At 37.8% G+C, this 16463-nt stretch carries 16 protein-coding genes, 2 tRNA genes and 1 pseudogene; all 19 read right to left on the bottom strand.

Annotated elements, in window-relative coordinates; all coding sequences use genetic code 11:
• Positions 1–95: 95 nt before the first annotated feature.
• The gene (locus FQ204_RS08630) at positions 96–986 is read right to left on the bottom strand and encodes an SPFH domain-containing protein (RefSeq protein ID WP_144210694.1); all 891 of its coding nucleotides are present in this window, start codon (positions 984–986) and stop codon (positions 96–98) included.
• Positions 987–1115: 129 nt separating this feature from the next.
• Complete coding sequence (locus FQ204_RS08635; protein ID WP_144210696.1) at positions 1116–1715, bottom strand: response regulator transcription factor; 600 nt, start codon at positions 1713–1715, stop codon at positions 1116–1118.
• Positions 1712–2812, bottom strand: a complete 1101-nt coding sequence (locus FQ204_RS08640; RefSeq protein WP_144210698.1) for a sensor histidine kinase — start codon at positions 2810–2812, stop codon at positions 1712–1714. The genes FQ204_RS08635 and FQ204_RS08640 overlap by 4 nt, the downstream gene beginning before the upstream one ends.
• Positions 2813–2816: 4 nt before the next feature.
• Positions 2817–3548 carry an ABC transporter permease gene (locus FQ204_RS08645; protein WP_144210700.1) on the bottom strand — a complete coding sequence of 244 codons (732 nt, stop codon included), beginning with the start codon at positions 3546–3548 and terminating at the stop codon, positions 2817–2819.
• A gap of 13 nt (positions 3549–3561) precedes the next feature.
• On the bottom strand, positions 3562–4437 hold the full coding sequence (locus FQ204_RS08650) for an ABC transporter ATP-binding protein (protein WP_144210702.1): 876 nt from the start codon (positions 4435–4437) through the stop codon (positions 3562–3564).
• A complete protein-coding gene (locus FQ204_RS08655) occupies positions 4424–4621 on the bottom strand; it encodes a hypothetical protein (protein ID WP_144210704.1) in 198 nt (65 codons plus the stop codon). Before FQ204_RS08655 ends, FQ204_RS08650 begins: the two co-directional genes overlap by 14 nt.
• Positions 4618–4785: a hypothetical protein gene (locus FQ204_RS08660; protein WP_260843578.1), complete on the bottom strand. Its 168-nt coding sequence runs from the start codon at positions 4783–4785 to the stop codon at positions 4618–4620. The genes FQ204_RS08655 and FQ204_RS08660 overlap by 4 nt, the downstream gene beginning before the upstream one ends.
• Before the next feature lie 159 nt (positions 4786–4944).
• Positions 4945–6612, bottom strand: a complete 1668-nt coding sequence (locus tag FQ204_RS08665; RefSeq protein ID WP_144210708.1) for a DAK2 domain-containing protein — start codon at positions 6610–6612, stop codon at positions 4945–4947.
• 2 nt (positions 6613–6614) lie between these two features.
• Positions 6615–6980: an Asp23/Gls24 family envelope stress response protein gene (locus FQ204_RS08670; RefSeq protein ID WP_003025907.1), complete on the bottom strand. Its 366-nt coding sequence runs from the start codon at positions 6978–6980 to the stop codon at positions 6615–6617.
• Positions 6981–7172: 192 nt separating this feature from the next.
• Positions 7173–7361: a 50S ribosomal protein L28 gene (rpmB, locus tag FQ204_RS08675; protein WP_003025909.1), complete on the bottom strand. Its 189-nt coding sequence runs from the start codon at positions 7359–7361 to the stop codon at positions 7173–7175.
• 134 nt (positions 7362–7495) lie between these two features.
• Positions 7496–8160: pseudogene (locus FQ204_RS08680) on the bottom strand (LiaF transmembrane domain-containing protein).
• Positions 8161–8165: 5 nt separating this feature from the next.
• A complete protein-coding gene (locus FQ204_RS08685; RefSeq protein ID WP_144210710.1) occupies positions 8166–8612 on the bottom strand; it encodes a LytTR family DNA-binding domain-containing protein in 447 nt (148 codons plus the stop codon).
• A gap of 212 nt (positions 8613–8824) precedes the next feature.
• Positions 8825–8897: transfer RNA gene (locus tag FQ204_RS08690), tRNA-Thr, on the bottom strand.
• Positions 8898–8947: 50 nt separating this feature from the next.
• Positions 8948–9409 carry a GNAT family N-acetyltransferase gene (locus FQ204_RS08695; protein WP_144210712.1) on the bottom strand — a complete coding sequence of 154 codons (462 nt, stop codon included), beginning with the start codon at positions 9407–9409 and terminating at the stop codon, positions 8948–8950.
• Positions 9410–9506: 97 nt separating this feature from the next.
• The gene (locus FQ204_RS08700) at positions 9507–10388 is read right to left on the bottom strand and encodes a class II fructose-bisphosphate aldolase (protein WP_003070319.1); all 882 of its coding nucleotides are present in this window, start codon (positions 10386–10388) and stop codon (positions 9507–9509) included.
• Between the two features lie 203 nt (positions 10389–10591).
• Positions 10592–10677, bottom strand: a tRNA-Leu gene (locus FQ204_RS08705).
• Between the two features lie 186 nt (positions 10678–10863).
• The gene (locus FQ204_RS08710; protein WP_144210714.1) at positions 10864–12822 is read right to left on the bottom strand and encodes a peptide ABC transporter substrate-binding protein; all 1959 of its coding nucleotides are present in this window, start codon (positions 12820–12822) and stop codon (positions 10864–10866) included.
• 396 nt (positions 12823–13218) lie between these two features.
• Complete coding sequence (gene mraY / locus FQ204_RS08715; RefSeq protein ID WP_144210716.1) at positions 13219–14202, bottom strand: phospho-N-acetylmuramoyl-pentapeptide-transferase; 984 nt, start codon at positions 14200–14202, stop codon at positions 13219–13221.
• A gap of 1 nt (position 14203) precedes the next feature.
• The gene (pbp2X, locus tag FQ204_RS08720) at positions 14204–16462 is read right to left on the bottom strand and encodes a penicillin-binding protein PBP2X (RefSeq protein WP_144210718.1); all 2259 of its coding nucleotides are present in this window, start codon (positions 16460–16462) and stop codon (positions 14204–14206) included.
• Position 16463 lies beyond the last annotated feature (1 nt).

Below are 16463 nucleotides of genomic sequence, written 5' to 3' on the forward strand. Positions count from 1 at the left end.
TTATTGTTTCTAACTAAATATTTTAAATCTTTTTATTTCTTTTGTCAATGAAAAAGACTACTTATTTTGACGAATAAAACAATTCAGAATATTCCTTATTTAGCTTTGAGTGCTGATAAAATTTGCGTTCGAATACTTTCCACTCCATCAGGATTAGCCGGTAAGAAAATTGTATTATTTCCCTTATTATCTGCAAAATTATTCAATGTGTCAAGATATTGGTTGGTTAAAAGAATGGACATGATTTGTTCTTCTTTCAATTCAACATTTGCACCTTTTAACTCTTTGATAGAATCTGCCAAACCATCCACAATCGCTTTTCGTTGTTCCGCAATACCAACCCCATGAAGGCGGTCTTTTTCGGCTTCAGCTTCTGCGGCAGTTACAATTTTAATTTTGTCAGCTTCAGCTAATTCTTGCGCAGCAACACGTTTCCGTTGAGCAGCGTTAATCTCGTTCATCGACTGCTTGACTTCTGCGTCTGGCTCAACTTTGGTAATCAAGGTTTTTACGATGATATAACCATAAGTAGACATTTCTTCTGCTACTTGTTTTTGTACTTCAAGTGCGATTTCATCTTTCTTTTCAAACAATTCATCTAATGTTAATTTTGGAACAGATGAGCGCAGAGCATCTTCAATATAAGATTTAATTTGTGCTTCTGGACGGATCAATTTATAGTAAGCATCTGTTACATTATTTTCATTAACGCGATATTGTGTAGCGACATTCATCATGACAAATACATTATCTTGTGTCTTCGTTTCAACAACAATCTCACTTTGCAAGAGACGTAATTGCACACGTGCTGCAATACGGTCAATACCAAATGGCAAACGCAAATGAATTCCGCTATTGCTAAGTTTTTGATATTTCCCAAAACGCTCTATAATCGCTACAGACTGTTGACGAACAACATATAAGGAACTAAAAAGAATGAGAATAACTGCGACAACAACAATAATTGGCAATATGTAAAATAACATGATATGAAACTCCTATCTTCTTTTTCCAAAATTATAGCACACTTAAAAGTGTTTATCAAACAAAAGCGATAAAAATTAGCAAAATCACTATATTAAATCTAGTGGCATTCCTCTATCACAATATCTAATCTAGATCCATCCATTTTCTTGAGCAATCCGCACTGCTTCCAAACGATTTTCTGCTGTTAATTTCGTTAAAATACTAGACATGTAATTGCGGATAGTGCCATTTGATAGATAAAGCTTTTGAGCAATTTCTTTACTAGACAGACCTCTTGCTGCTGCTTGCAAAACCAAAATTTCCTGATTGGACAAGGGATTCTTACTTGTCATCATGACTTCCATCAACTCAGGAGAATATTCTTTTTTTCCGTCTAACACAGTGTGAATCGTTTTCATAAGGTCGGCTATGCTGCGTTCTTTTAAAACATAAGCATCCACATCAGCTTTTACCGCTCTTTCAAAATAGCCCGGACGTTTAAAAGTGGTAACAATAATCACTTTTATTTTTGGATAATGAGACTTAATCCATTCTAAAACATCTAAACCTGTTTTTTGAGGCATTTCCACATCTAAAATAGCCACATCTACCTTTTGGGATTGCAACAAATCCATTGCTTCCTGACCATCAGCAACTTGATGAACCATTTCAACATCAGGTTGCATATCCAGTAATTGACACAAAGCATCGCGTAACATGCTCTGATCTTCTGCGACTAATAACTTCATTCTTCTCCACCTCCAAAAGGTAATTGTACTCGAATATGAGTTGGGTGTTTCCTGCTTAAAATGTCCACTTGACCAAATAAAGGAAGCAAGCGATCACGAACAGAATGCAGCTCCTTAGCTGTCATTTCTTGAAAACCGATACCGTCATCTTGTACATCTAAAAAAATGGTTTTCTCGTCAGCAAAAAGTTTTAAAGTGCACTCTTTTGCTTGAGCATGCTTTATAATATTGGTCGTCAATTCCAGTAAAATCATACTAATCCCAGACTGCACAGCAGCCGGAATACTTGCAACATTTAATTGATTTTCAAGCTGAACTTGAATCCCGCTCATTTCCAGCATAGCTTGAATAGTCACCAATTCATCAGCCAGAGTTCGTGTTTTGAGATTATCAATAATCCGTCGCACATCTGCCATGGATTGCTTGCTAATCTCATGCACTTCCTGCAATTCTTTTCCAGCTTTCTCATAGGCTTGCATTTGAAGAAATTGCTGTGCCAATTCCGTCTTGACACTGAGCATGGCAAAGGTATGCCCTAGACTGTCATGCAAATCCCGACCAATTCGATTGCGCTCGTTTTCAGCTAGAAACAGATTGAGCTGCGCATTTTGTTTTCTTTTTTCCTCTTGGAGCAATGCAGCCACCTGCATACGATACAATCCAAAGGTTAATAAATCTGCAAAGATAAAGGTCACAATTAAAAATATCAGATAGGATAAATCACTCGGATTTTTCAGAAAAATAGAAAACAGAATGATTGGCTGTAAGGCAAAAAAGGACCAAAAGCGCCAAGATTTAAAAGAAAATTCATTAAAATGATAGATGAGCAGATTTGATAGATAAAAGATGTACCAAACATAACCTGGATTTAACCAGATTGAACTATAAAAAATGTAGGCAATCATGATCCACCAGGAAAGCCACTGATGAAATGGATGATTATCGAGTAAAAGATTGTAATAAGCTCCGATAAAAAATGCTGTCCACAGCAAGAGCAAAAGCGAGTAGTCCCCACCGATGACCCCCGCTATTGGAAAAATAATAAAAACTAAAGCAATATGAAACATGTAATGAATGTTTTTTAGTTTTTTCCACATAGAATTATTTTACCTCAATATGCTTTTTAAGTTGTAAAACTACAAGACTAACTCCTACTGTATAAACTAGAACAATCAGCACTGCAGAAACATTAAACTCACGATGTTCCAAATAAGAAGACACAACCTGCATAAGCTGATAACTAGGCATTAGTTTTCCGATAGGGCGAAGCCAATCTGGAAACATGCTTAAAGGAAACCAAAGACCACCCAGAACTGCCAAAGCCATATAGACAATATTGCCCACAACAGACATGAGCTGAGCGCTAGGAAGCAAGCTAACCAGTACCCCCATAGCGATAAAAACTAAGCTACCACCGAGTATTAAAACAGCAATCATCAACCAATCCACCATCGGTAAATTCACTCCACGAACAAAATGTCCAACAGAAAAAACAACGATAATGGAAAGAAGAAAAGTCAGCAAAGCGCTAAAAAGTTTGGATATATAATATTCTACCATAGAAACAGGTGAGTGTTGAATCATTTTTTGCCAATTATTGGTTTTATCAGATTGCAAAGAGCTCGGAATACTAAAGAAAGCACTCGACATGATACTGAAAACTGTCATTGAAAAGAGATATAGCTGAAGTACACTGGCTGGTGTGTCGCTTGACATCACTCCTGAAAAAATCAGATAAAAGACACTAGGTAAACCGATAGACAGTAGATAATAAGCCGCTTGACGCTTCATTAAAATCAATTCAATCTTCATTAAACTGGTCATATTTTTCATGGTGTTTCTCCTTTTACTCTTGCGTTGTCTCAAAAATACTATCCAATAGTGTCCGATTGCGCACCTCAATTTCTTCAATCGTACAACCTGCCTCTTGTAAAGCTTTCCACACAGATGTAGCTCCCTGTGTCGCAAAGGAAAGAGCATTTTGTTTTACTTCAATGTCAGTCACTTCAGGTAATTGTTCTAAAATAGCCTGGTAAGAAAGCGGAATAGTAAAGTGTTTTTCTTGCTCTTCGCTACGCATAGCATAAGGCGTCGTATCACGAATCAATTCACCCTTGTGAAGCACCAAAATACGATCTGCTGTATGCTCCACTTCCTCAATATAATGAGAAGAGTAAATAATGGTCACACCCTTTTTCTTCAATTCATTCACAATTTCCCAAAAATGCTGCCGAGTGGAAGTATCCATAGCAGAAGTCGGCTCATCTAAAAAGAGTATCTTCGGCCGACCGATAAGAGCTAAAATAAAGGAAAACAGGCGTTTTTGACCACCGGATAATTTAGAAGCCAACTGCTCTTTTTGCTTATCCGTAAATTTTAACAGAGCATCAATTTCCTGATTGGTTAGACTGTTTGGGTAAATATTTTGAAAAAAGTTCAATAGTTCTTTTACTTTCAAATCTTCCACTACTGTATTTTCTTGTGGCAAAATAGCAACCACTTGCTTTAACTGGTCATCTGTCGGTTTTAATCCTTGCACGCGAGCCTGTCCACTTGTAAGAAATTTATCCCCTAACAAACAATCCATGAGAGTTGTTTTCCCAGCTCCATTCAGACCAATCAATGCCACGCATTCTCCGTCGTTAATCGTAAAAGAAATATCTTTCAAAATTTCTTTCCCACGGATTTCTTTAGACAAATGATTCACTTCAATCAAATTCATGATAAAACTCCTTTATAACATCGAGTAGTGCAGGCCAGATGACATAAACCAGGACTAGAAGAGCCCATGCCACCATATAAAACTCTCTAGGCAATAGCTGGCTCAGAAGACCTGTCGCCATCTCAAGACCTGACAAGGCAAAACCAAAGGCAACAAAGAAAAGCAACTGTTTTTTCTCACTCATTTCTTCTCTCCTAACTTAAACAATTTGGCAACTTCCTTCAAGACATAGCCAGCGATTCCCAAAGTAGCAAAGACTTCCCAAGGGAAATGATAGATAGAACCTCCGTTAGTCATAGTCAGTCTATAACATACGATGCCAATCACTGTTAACATTATCGCTTTCATCAACCAAAGCCTCATACTTAACTCCTTACCTTTCTTTTATAAACCTATTATAAGCTTTCTCATTCCTTCTCACTAGATGATTTTGTCATTGCTTGGCATGACAAATGTCACAAAAAAAGACGACTTAATCAAGTCGCCCTTTGCAATAATTCCTTTGTTTTATTCAACACTAAAGAGGTATGGATAAACTGGCTGTCCGCCATTGTGGATTTCTACTTCTACATCTTCAAATTTTTCAGTAATGTCTTGCGCTAATTCATTGGCCAAGTCTTCACTTCCATCTTCACCGATGTAAATCGTCACAATTTCACTATCTGCATCTAACATGTTACTGAACGTTTCATTCAATGTTGTCAACATATCTGGATTAGAAACAACAATTTTTCCATCGACCATGCCAAGATTATCGTTTTCATGAATTTCAAGACCATCAATCGTTGTATCACGAACAGCTGTCGTCACACTACCACTGACAACATCTGCAAGTGCAGCTGTCATCCGATCATGATTTTCTTCAATGGATTTGCTTGGGTCAAAAGCCAGAAGACTTGTTAATCCTTGCGGAATCGTTCTTGTTTCAATCACTGCAGCAGGTTGTTCAATCACTTCCGCCGCTGATTGCGCCGCCATGAAAATGTTTTTGTTGTTTGGCAGGATAATAATGTTGCGTGCATTGACCTGCTCAACAGCTTTAATGAAGTCTTCTGTTGAAGGATTCATCGTTTGCCCACCAGAAATGATATAGTCCACTCCTTGTGCTTTAAAGATGTCTGACAAGCCTTCTCCTGCAACAACTGCAATGACAGCATATTCTTTTTCTTCTATTGGTTGGCTACTTTCGCGTTCTTCTTTTTCAACCTGCGCTTCGTGTTGATTGCGCATGTTGTCTACTTTGACTTTGACAAGGCTTCCGTATTTCAAGCCTTCTTGCATAACCAGACCAGGGTCTTCCGTGTGAACGTGAACTTTTACGATTTCATCATCGTTTACGACAAGAAGTGAGTCGCCCAGTTCATTCAAGTAGTTGCGGAATTCATCATAGTCAAATTCTTTAACATACGTTGGACCTTTTTTCAAAGCTACCATGATTTCTGTACAATAGCCGTATTTGATATCTTCTGTTGCCACATGACTAGCCACTGACTTATGGTGCTCTGCATTGATCATTTCCGTCATAGTTGCAGGCGTTGCTTGAAATTCTTCAGACGCAATGTATTCGCCTGTCAATGCTGATAAAAATCCTTCATAAATGAAAACAAGACCTTGACCACCAGAGTCCACAACACCGACTTCTTTTAAGACTGGTAGCATATCTGGCGTTTTAGCAAGTGCTGTTTTTGCACCCTCAAGTGCAGCTTGCATAACGGCAACTGCATCGTCTGTCTCTTCTGCTTTTTTCTTGGCGCCAATTGCAGCTCCGCGAGAAACAGTCAAAATAGTTCCTTCAACCGGTTTCATCACAGCTTTGTAGGCTACTTCCACTCCAGATTGAAAAGCAAGGGCTAAATCTTGTCCTGTTAATTCTTCCTTTTCTTTCACACTTTGAGAGAAACCGCGGAAAAGCTGAGACGTGATAACACCCGAATTCCCACGCGCACCCATCAAGAGACCTTTTGCAAAAATTCCAGCTACTTCACCGACAGTAGAAGCAGATTTGTCCGCAACTTCTTTTGCACCATTTTCAATGGTCATTCCCATATTGGTACCTGTGTCACCGTCTGGCACAGGAAAAACATTTAAAGAATTGACATATTCAGCCTGTTTATTCAAACGAGTAGATGCAGACTGCACCATTTCTTGAAATAAACTAGTAGTAATATTTGACACGATTATTCTCCTACAACTTTAATATTTTGGATATAGACATTTACTGTTTCAGCAGTAATTCCAAGCTGATTTTCAAGACTGAATTTCACACGCTCTTGAATATTTTTAGACACTTCACTAATCTTGGTACCATAGCTCAAAACTGTATAAACATCAACAGCAATGCTACCTTCTTCCGTTGTCTTTACTACAACGCCTTTCGCATAATTTTCTTTGCCCAACAAAGCTTGGAAATTATCTTTAATGGCATTTTTGCTGGCCATTCCGACTACACCAAAAATTTCAGTTGCTGCCCCGCCAACGATTGTCGCAATGACATCATCTGTCAGCTCAATTTGACCATCTTTTGTATTGATTTTTACAGTCATAATTTCTACCTCAAAAGTATTTTATAGTTTATTTTACCATATTTTACGCGGACTGTAAAAGAGAGAGTACATAATTAAAAAGGATTCCGTCAATATTGAATTCTTCTTTTACTTATCTTGAAAAGATAGACCCGTAATCCGCTTTCTTATGCAAAAGAAAATGAACCTCTCAAAGGTTCATTCTTTCGTTGATTAAACGCGTTCAACTTTGCCTGATTTAAGGGCACGTGCTGAAGCCCAAACTTTCTTAGGTTTACCATCAACTAAGATTGTCACCTTTTGAAGATTTGGTTTCACAGTACGTTTTGTTTGGTTCATTGCGTGAGAGCGGTTGTTTCCTGATACAGTTTTACGACCTGTAAAGTAACATACTTTTGCCATTTATACTTGTCCTCCTGATTAGTTTCACGGGCTTTATACCACATACTGTAAAATTTTATCACAATTTTTAAGATTTTGCAAGACTATTTCCTTTATATTTCAAAATTCAGCTAAATCAATAACTTTTCTAGATTTTAAATATAAATAATTCCTAAACGACCAAACGATACGTCTCCTTTTACATAGAGAGTCTTGTCTTTCACATTGATATTACGGGGATTGGTCACTGTCCCAAAAGCATTATCTACATTCAACTCCACATGCCAGTTGCTTGGCACATATAATGTAGCATTCCCAAAAGAAACATCAATATCAAAGGTCGCGGAATCGCCTTTAATCGTAGCATTGTCAAAATAAACAGTAGCATTCCCAAAGGCACAATCTAGCGTTTCATAGGTGAAATCTTCCGAATTGATATAGCGAGTACCACTACCAAAAGCAATATCTCCATCACCTGAAGTCATACTTCCTTCCATTGCTGATGACGAGACCAGATATTTTGAGGCTTGAAAATCAAACTCAGTCCGATACATGCCAAAACACTAGCACCAAATAATGTTCCGCTAGAAATTTGAAGGAAATGATAATGACTATTAGCAATGACTAAAGCAATATAGCCAAATATAAACCCAGCCGCCCAATTTCTCTTCAAGAAATTATCAAGAGAAAAATATCCAAATCCTGCAATGACCGCTAATGTCCAAATATTGATATTCAGATAGGGAAGGCCAAACTGCCCTTGGAATAAAACAAGCGCTGCTAATACAATAAAAGCGACTCCTATAATTGTTTTTCTCATAATTGTTACCTCATTTCATTTAACTTTTCTTTTAAAAATTGATAATAGTGACGAGACACATGCACTTGCTTATGCGTATCATAAAATTGAATAGTGTTCGTCCCAGAAAAAGAGCGATCTAGTGCATAGATGGAACGCGTATTCGCAATCGTTGACTTCGAAATCCTGCAAAAATAAGCATGCAGATGTTCTTCTAACTCATAAAGTTTTAATTTGACTTCATAAGCATTGTCCCTCGCATGCGCAAAAATCTTATTTCCATCCGTTTCAAAGAAGAGGATATCCGCTAAATCAACATAATATTCGCTCGTATCTTTGTAAAAAAGAATAGATGGTTTGGCAACTTCTTCCAGAGAACGCTGAATGCGCTCTATCTGCTCATCAAAACGAGGTGTCTTAATGACAATTTCTGCTTCTTCCAGATTAGAATCTAGTTCTACTCGAATTTTCATAAACGCTCCCCTCGTTTTTCTTTATTTTATTATAACAATTGTTTCGTGAAATTCAAGTGATTTTCAGTAAGTGGTTCATTTGGAGAGGTAAGTGGTCGTGAAATCTGAATAACTTACTTGCTTTTCATAAGCTGACCAGATTCTAGCACTTTTTTACGCAACAACACTTTACAAACAAAAAAAGCCTTCAATTCAATGAAGACCTTCAATGATGCCGATTATAGGGCTTGAACCTACGACCTACGCGTTACGAGTGCGTTGCTCTACCAACTGAGCTAAATCGGCATTCAACACATTCTTATTCTAACACGTCAAATTTTTTTGTCAAGAAGTTTTTAGGAAATTTTCTTGATTAAAACCATGCAGGGATTGTGTGAATCCCACAGCTGAGGGAAGATTTCTAATTTTTTAAAACCTTGAGCCTGATAGAAAGCATTAATTCTATCGTAGGTTGGATAATGACCTGGTGCCACTGTTTTGACTTGTAAATAGTCAACTTGTTGTCTTGCTGCCATTTCCAAGACATTCACTAGCTTTGCTCCAATTCCTTGTCTATGATAGTCTTTCTTGATAGCCAAGCAGTCAATCTCTGCACAGTCTTCACTGGAATAGGACAAACTAATGAAACCAAGCGGCTCAGCCCCCTCATAAGCTCCCCAGACACGAAGTTTCCTAGCCGCCTCAATATAGGCTTGAGTACTATCTGGAATACCAAACCACTCTGGTAAATCAGCCAAAATCTCAGCTGCAATCGCTAACTTCTGATCCTCTTTCTTGATTTCTTTAATCTGAGCCATTCCTCTCTCCCATCCCTGCCAACAAATTTTTATCTCTTATTTATTCAACAAAAATCCCGCACAAGGCGAGATTTTCCTGTTTATTTGGTAAGCGCAATTAAGCTTTACCTTCTGAACCGAATACGTCGATACGTTCTTCAACAGCTTCTGTAATTGCTTCGAAACCTGGTTTCAAGAATTTACGTGGGTCAAAGAGTTTCTTCTTATCGTATTCTGCTTCATTTGCTTCATATTCAGCAGCAAATTTACGAGTAGCTTTAGCAAAAGCAATTTGACATTCAGTGTTTACATTTACTTTAGCAACACCTAATTTAATAGCTGCTTGGATTTGGTCGTCAGGAATACCTGAACCACCGTGAAGTACGATAGGGAAACCAGGAACAGCTTCTGTCAATTTTTGCAAGTGATCAAGGTGAAGACCTTTCCAGTTAGCTGGGTATGGTCCGTGAATGTTACCAATACCTGCTGCAAGGAAGTCAATTCCAGTTTCAACCATTGCTTTTGCATCTTCAATTGGAGCCAATTCACCGTCACCGATGATACCGTCTTCTTCACCACCGATAGTACCAACTTCAGCTTCCACTGATACACCATTTGCATGCGCAAATTCAACAACTTTGCGAGCTTTTTCAAGGTTTTCTTCAACTGGAAGATGAGAACCATCAAACATAACTGAAGTGTAACCAACTTTGATACATTCAAGTGCATCTTCATAATGACCATGGTCAAGGTGAATAGCAACTGGTACAGTAATTCCCATTGATTCTACAAGGCTTTCAATGAGAAGTTTACATACTTTATAACCACCCATGTATTTAGCAGCACCCATAGAAGTTTGGATAAGAACTGGAGCTTTTTTAGCTTCTGCTGCACGCAAGATAGCTTGAGTCCACTCAAGGTTGTTTGTATTAAATCCACCAACTGCATAACCATTGTCACGAGCTGCTTGGACAAATTTTTCTGCTGAAACGATTGCCATTAGTATTAGGCCTCCTATTTATTTTTATGGGTTTCCCCATTTACATTGTTTATTTTATCACTTTTTAGGAAAAAATACCAGCATTTCCTAACCTTTTAAGCGTTTTCTCTTATAAAACTGTTTTTCTTTCCTCATATTTCAAAAATAATAAAATAAAATGTAACAATGCCAACAAAAAAACTGGCCAAAGCCAGCTTGTCTGATGCGGAGAGAGGGACTTGAACCCTCACGACCTAAAGCGGTCACAGGATCCTTAGTCCTGCGCGTCTGCCAATTCCGCCATCCCCGCGATTGAGTACTTTATTAGTATAACAGGATAGAAACACCTTGTCAAGAAATTTTTTTGAAAAAATGGAATTGTCAATAAACAATCCGAAATGTGCATTTTAGGCAGTATCATTTTAAAACAGCTCTTTTCGTACAAAAAAGAAATTTCTATGAAACTTGTCGTTCATAGAAATTTCTTGCATTTGTTTTATTTCACATGATTTTCATAGTCATCTTGTGCTTTTTTATTGGACACTTCTTTTTCTTTCAGCCATTTCTTTTTAGCATTTTCGTATTCTTTAGTTGTCACAATTTTGTCTTGTAATTCAACATATTTAAAGTAGTAACCTGAGCCACCTTTAATACCTACTAAAGAGTAAGAACGACTAAACGGAACAGTCTTTGTCACAGACGATGTTCCTCCAAGAGAGAGATTTGGCATTGTTAAACCGCTATCAATCAACCACGCTTGCGCTTCGGCATATTTTTCATAACGTGCTGTTTCATTGGTTTCAGCATTTGCCTCTTCAAGCATCGTAGTGTAGGTATCCAAACCAACAGCTTTTATCTTATCATTCTCTTGACCAGGTTCCAGACCAAAGTTTTGTAGACTACCGCCATTTTTGGTGTTCAAGGTATCCAGATAAGTGGATGGATCTTGATAGTCGCCAGACCAACCGCCATTATATAAGTCATAGTCTTTTTGAGCGGCAGTATTGGCAAAGTAACCAATATTATTCAATTCATCCGAGCTCATTTGCTGAATATCAATGACAACATTATCTTTCCCCAAGACAGATTCAACAGATTGTTTCATTGAACTTGCCCATTGAACACCAATTTTACTAGTCTGTTCAACTGGTACATCTAAATGAATTGGGAATTGAACACCTTTGGCTTGCAGCTCTGCTTTTGCCTGAGCAAATTTCGCTTTGGCTTTTTCTGGATTGTAGTAAGCATCCTGTGCATCAGCCAAATTCATATTAGACCATTCTGAACCGTAATTCACTAATTTAGAAGATACGACATCACCAAATGTTTTATCTCCAATAGAAACAAATGTTGGCGGTACCAGTGTATTACGCAATACTTTTGTCGCACCATCTTTCCCATTACTTTGTGCACCGTAAGAAGTACGGTCATATGCAAAGTTGATGGCTTGACGGAAAGCTTTGTTTAGCACCGCTTCTTGCGTTGAAGATTTTTGAGCGTCTGTCTTCTTTGATGTGTGATTATAAGACTGACGATTTAAGTTAAAGTTGTAATAGTAACTAGTTGCATCTTGTAAACTATAGATAATATTGTTCGCATATTGTTTCTTAACAGAAGCAAAACTTGAACTATTTGGATAAAGACGAGCTGTACTATAAGCACCATCTGTAAAATTCCGAATAAGGGCTTCTTGGTCCGAGCCATCATAATAGGTCAATTTTATATTGTCCAAGTGAACATTCTTTTTATCATAGTAATGAGGATTTTTGGCAAATTCCATAGAGGACTTAGCTGTCAAAGACTTCAACAGATAAGGACCGTTATAAAGAATGCTAGTTGGTTTTACAGAACCAAAATTCTTTCCTTGTGATTTCAAGAAATCTGCATTAACTGGGAAGAGGATATTATTGGTTGTTTTTGAATTCCAATAAGGTTCTGCACGACTTAGAGTGTATTGCACTGTATAGTCGTCGAGAGCTTTTACACCAACCGTTGAAAAATCTTTTGTTTCCCCGTTGACATAAGCATCTAACCCTTTGACAGAATCCTGCACAAGATAAAGAGCTTCGGATTTGTTATCTGCGACATATTTCAAGCCTGTCACAAAATCCTGTGCTTTTACTCCGGCATATTCTTCTCCTTCAGATGTGTACCATTTTGCATCCTTACGCAAAGTATACGTATAGGTCAAGCCATCTTTGGAGACTGTCCATGACTTAGCGAGCGCTGGAACTAAGTTTCCGTATTGGTCATTTTCCAACAATCCATCGACTAAATTGGTCACAACATCTGAAGTTGTTGCCCGATTTGCCATCAGATAATTCAGCGTGTCTGGATCTTGTGTGTACACGTATGAATAGGTTGACGTGCTAGAAGTTGACTTGCCACAACCTGCCAATAAGATTCCAGCACTTAGTACAACTCCTGTTGCAATAATCCATTTTGATGATTTCATAGATAAACCTCCTCTAATGTCACATCTTATTACATTGCATATTATACCGAAATGTTCTTAAAAAGTAAAGACCTATTTTTTTAGAGCCACGATGCTATTTATTCAAAAAGAAGTCATTTATTGCATTATCTAACCAATATAGTTCAAATAATGCATAAAGAATTAAAAATTGCAAATTCTATTTTTTGTCCTAACTTGAATAAACATTCTTTTTGAGTAAAAAAATAAGATACTTTACTTCGTTAAGATAGCAATTTCTCTCCTCCTTCAACTAAATATTGAACCTATTATACACTTTTTTTATACAAATACCAGAAAAATTATGAATTTTTAGAAAATTTTTCGGATATTACATAAAAAACTCATTTTAAATTACTTTAAAATGAGTCGTTTCTCTTATAAGTATAAAATCGCAAGTGTTAGTAAGCTAGCTATAAGACCGATTCCCCAGAAAAAGAAATCAACTTTCCATTCGCTCCAAGCTTTACCATGACCTGATAGACCTCCCAGTTCAAAATGATGATGAACTGGTGTCATCCGAAAAATACGTTTGCCACCGGTCAATTTGAAATAAGAAACCTGCATCATAACCGAAGTTGTTTCAAAGACATAGACAATTCCAATGATGAGCAGCGTCCATTCTTGATGAAGCGCCATCGAAATGGCTGCTAACATACCGCCAAGCGCTAAGCTCCCTACATCACCCATAAAAATTTTAGCTGGTTTATGATTGAAAATAAAGAAAGCAAGCAGACCGCCAATCATACTCAAAATGACAATTAAAATATCAAAACGATGCTGAACCACCGCAATAACTGCATAAGCTGCCAAACTGATTGTAACAGAAATGCTGGCTAATCCATCAATGCCATCTGTCAAATTGACCGCATTGGAAAAACCAACCAACCAAAAGAGGGCAAAAGCGATATAAAGATAACCTAAATGAAGTGGGAAACCAAAAACGTTAAGCAAATCGCCTCCACCGTGGGTGTCAAAGAAGAAGTAAAAAACAATACCACCGATAATTTGAAGAGCTAATTTTTGCTTGGGATTTAGACCTTCATTTATTTTGCGAAAAACTTTTAAAAAGTCATCTAAGAAACCAACAATGCCGTACAAAACAAGAATAAACAATATCATCAAGGCAGCGCTTGAGAGTTCTTTAGAAATGAGAGCTATCACAAAACTAGATAAGACAGAAGCTACTAAAAACACCGTTCCTCCCATAGTAGGAGTCCCAGCTTTTGCCTGGTGCTGTTTCACATCTTCGTGCATTTGTTGTCCAGAAATATGAGCTTTGTGATAAAAACGAATAAATGCAGGTATTCCAACTAAAGTTAGAACGAAAGTCACAATACCTGCAATGATAGCTTGTAACATGCTAATCTCCTAATGTAATTGTTATTTCTTTTATTTTTTTGAGCGATGCGTTGGTCTTAACACTTTGAGCTACGACTTTTGAGCCCTTACCTTTGACATGGATTTTTATGCCCAACCAATCACCAAATGTTTCAGCATTTTTCTTAGTCCAACCATACATATCAGGCATTTCCGTAAAATCATCTGTTAGGATAAGGATTTGCTGATTAGACTTCAGTGCTTCATCTGCTTTCACGGAAACTTTTTTAATATTCTTACCAGTTCCCAAAACGATAGGCTGCACAAGATTGCGTCGTAATTCCTCTGCAAAATCACCAGGACTGGTATTTTTAGTAGATGGCATTTTGTAAGTCATTTCCTTTGAAACAGATTTTAGAACAGGAGATTGTGTCGTCAAGTTCAAGGTATCTTTCATCGCTGCAGCTTCTTCTAAGACAGGATTGACAACCTCTCTCCAAAAGATTGGCTGAAAAGCTTCTGAAGGCTGTTTCAGGCTTACATACATGATAAAATCAGGATTTTCAGCTGGTGTCATGGCTACAACAGAATAGATATAATCATTTTCACCTGTTAGATAACCACTACCATGTTCACCTGCAATTTGCGCTGTACCTGATTTAACTGCCACATTTTGGTTTGGCACTTTGATAATGGGCTCGCCTTCTGCCTTGCTATATAAGGTTCCGTAAATAGGATCTGTACCAACACTCACCATATGGTCTCTCGTTGACTTGGCAGCCTCTTTTGAAACAGGACGTCCTACGACCTCTGTAGAACTCTTACGCACACGACCACTTTTTGAATCATAAATAGCACTGATGAATTTCGGTTCAACCATTACGCCATCATTGGCTATGGAAGAAAAAGCCCGTAACAGTTGTACTTGCGTAACTGAAATCCCTTGACCAAAGGCACTCATTGCATAAGTTACAATATTATCTGCCGGAAGGCCACCGTAATCTTCATAATTCATTCCAAAACGTGTGGGTAATCCAAATTTAAACTTGCTAAGGTAATCTAGCCATTTTTCATCACCCATTTTTTTCTCAAGAGAGGCCATTCCCACGTTACTAGAGAGAGCAAAACCTTGAGCATAGGTTAATGTTTGCCCTTCAGAAAGCCCCATATTGACAAGCCAGTCACGAATTGTCACATCTGCAATTTGCAAACCACTATTATCATAGGTTTCATTTGCTGGAAAAGTGTTATTGTCTATTGCTGCAGCAAGCGTCATAACCTTCATCGTTGAGCCCGGCTCATATTGATTTTGATAGAGAGCACTAGACCAAGCGAAGTCTTTTGTCAGATCTTGCTTCGTATCGGCATCAAAGCTTGGACGCTGCGTCGTTGCTAGAATTTCTCCAGTTTTTGCACTGACTAATGTGGCACTGGCATAAGTTCCCTTAGCTTTTTCCACAAAAGCATTCATCCGCGTTTCAAGGAAAGACTGTAGGTCTGAAGATAAGGTTGTATAAACATCTTTTCCATCTTGTGTTTGCCTTGAAACCTTGTCAGACCCCGGTACTATATTTCCGTTTTTATCTTTTTCATAGGTGATAACCCCATTTGTTCCGGCTAATGTCTTGTTTAAAGCGGCTTCTAAACCTGTCGTACCAACAAGCATTTTACTGCCATCTTTATTTTCCTGAAGTTGCGCTAATCCAATAAATACTGAAGCAAAATTCCCATTTTTGTAACTTCTATTCGGACTGGTGGTAAAATCAAGTCCTTTTATTTTTGCCTTTTTTAGCTCCTCACGAATGGTATTCATGTTACTATAACTGATTCCATTTCCTTGAGGACCAAACGAAACTTGCTGCAATTTTTTTCGAGATAGTTGTTTTTTGACGTAGTCCTTGTCCATGCCAAGATATTTGTTGAATACTTCAGCTACCGTATCATATTGAGATTCTTCTACATAGAGGATTTCTCCAGTTGCTGACTTATAACTTTTATCAATGACAGCATAAACATTATAGGAGGTTGCGTCTTCAGCTATTGGCAAACCATTGCGGTCATAAATCGTCCCACGCTTTGCGGGTACAATCCTTGTCACTTGATGCACCAAACTCGCTTGCTCAGCTAAGTTCACGCCAAACTTCTTTCCAGTTCCAATGATAATTGCAAAATTGATCAAGAAAACAAAAAAGACAAAAACCGTCAAAACGCTTAGGTTTTTCCCCACTCGTCTACGGTTATAACTAGGATTTCTCCGATTTTTCAAAGCATGGTTTAAAATTCGTCTTCTGAGTCCATTCATG

This window comes from Streptococcus constellatus, assembly GCF_902167705.1.
In the GTDB taxonomy this organism is placed as follows: Bacteria; Bacillota; Bacilli; order Lactobacillales; family Streptococcaceae; genus Streptococcus; species Streptococcus constellatus_A.

Excerpts from the sequence above, each read along its gene's own strand:
- FQ204_RS08630 (WP_144210694.1), bottom strand. The coding sequence starts at position 986 with ATGTTATTTTACATATTGCCAATTATTGTTGTTGTCGCAGTTATTCTC.
- rpmB (WP_003025909.1), bottom strand. The coding sequence starts at position 7,361 with ATGGCAAAAGTATGTTACTTTACAGGTCGTAAAACTGTATCAGGAAAC.
- FQ204_RS08660 (WP_260843578.1), bottom strand. The coding sequence starts at position 4,785 with ATGAAAGCGATAATGTTAACAGTGATTGGCATCGTATGTTATAGACTG.
- FQ204_RS08655 (WP_144210704.1), bottom strand. The coding sequence starts at position 4,621 with ATGAGTGAGAAAAAACAGTTGCTTTTCTTTGTTGCCTTTGGTTTTGCC.
- FQ204_RS08710 (WP_144210714.1), bottom strand. The coding sequence starts at position 12,822 with ATGAAATCATCAAAATGGATTATTGCAACAGGAGTTGTACTAAGTGCT.
- FQ204_RS08645 (WP_144210700.1), bottom strand. The coding sequence starts at position 3,548 with ATGAAAAATATGACCAGTTTAATGAAGATTGAATTGATTTTAATGAAG.
- FQ204_RS08635 (WP_144210696.1), bottom strand. The coding sequence starts at position 1,715 with ATGAAGTTATTAGTCGCAGAAGATCAGAGCATGTTACGCGATGCTTTG.
- FQ204_RS08640 (WP_144210698.1), bottom strand. The coding sequence starts at position 2,812 with ATGTGGAAAAAACTAAAAAACATTCATTACATGTTTCATATTGCTTTA.
- pbp2X (WP_144210718.1), bottom strand. The coding sequence starts at position 16,462 with ATGAATGGACTCAGAAGACGAATTTTAAACCATGCTTTGAAAAATCGG.
- FQ204_RS08650 (WP_144210702.1), bottom strand. The coding sequence starts at position 4,437 with ATGAATTTGATTGAAGTGAATCATTTGTCTAAAGAAATCCGTGGGAAA.
- FQ204_RS08695 (WP_144210712.1), bottom strand. The coding sequence starts at position 9,409 with ATGGCTCAGATTAAAGAAATCAAGAAAGAGGATCAGAAGTTAGCGATT.
- FQ204_RS08670 (WP_003025907.1), bottom strand. The coding sequence starts at position 6,980 with ATGACTGTAAAAATCAATACAAAAGATGGTCAAATTGAGCTGACAGAT.
- FQ204_RS08700 (WP_003070319.1), bottom strand. The coding sequence starts at position 10,388 with ATGGCAATCGTTTCAGCAGAAAAATTTGTCCAAGCAGCTCGTGACAAT.
- mraY (WP_144210716.1), bottom strand. The coding sequence starts at position 14,202 with ATGTTACAAGCTATCATTGCAGGTATTGTGACTTTCGTTCTAACTTTA.
- FQ204_RS08685 (WP_144210710.1), bottom strand. The coding sequence starts at position 8,612 with ATGAAAATTCGAGTAGAACTAGATTCTAATCTGGAAGAAGCAGAAATT.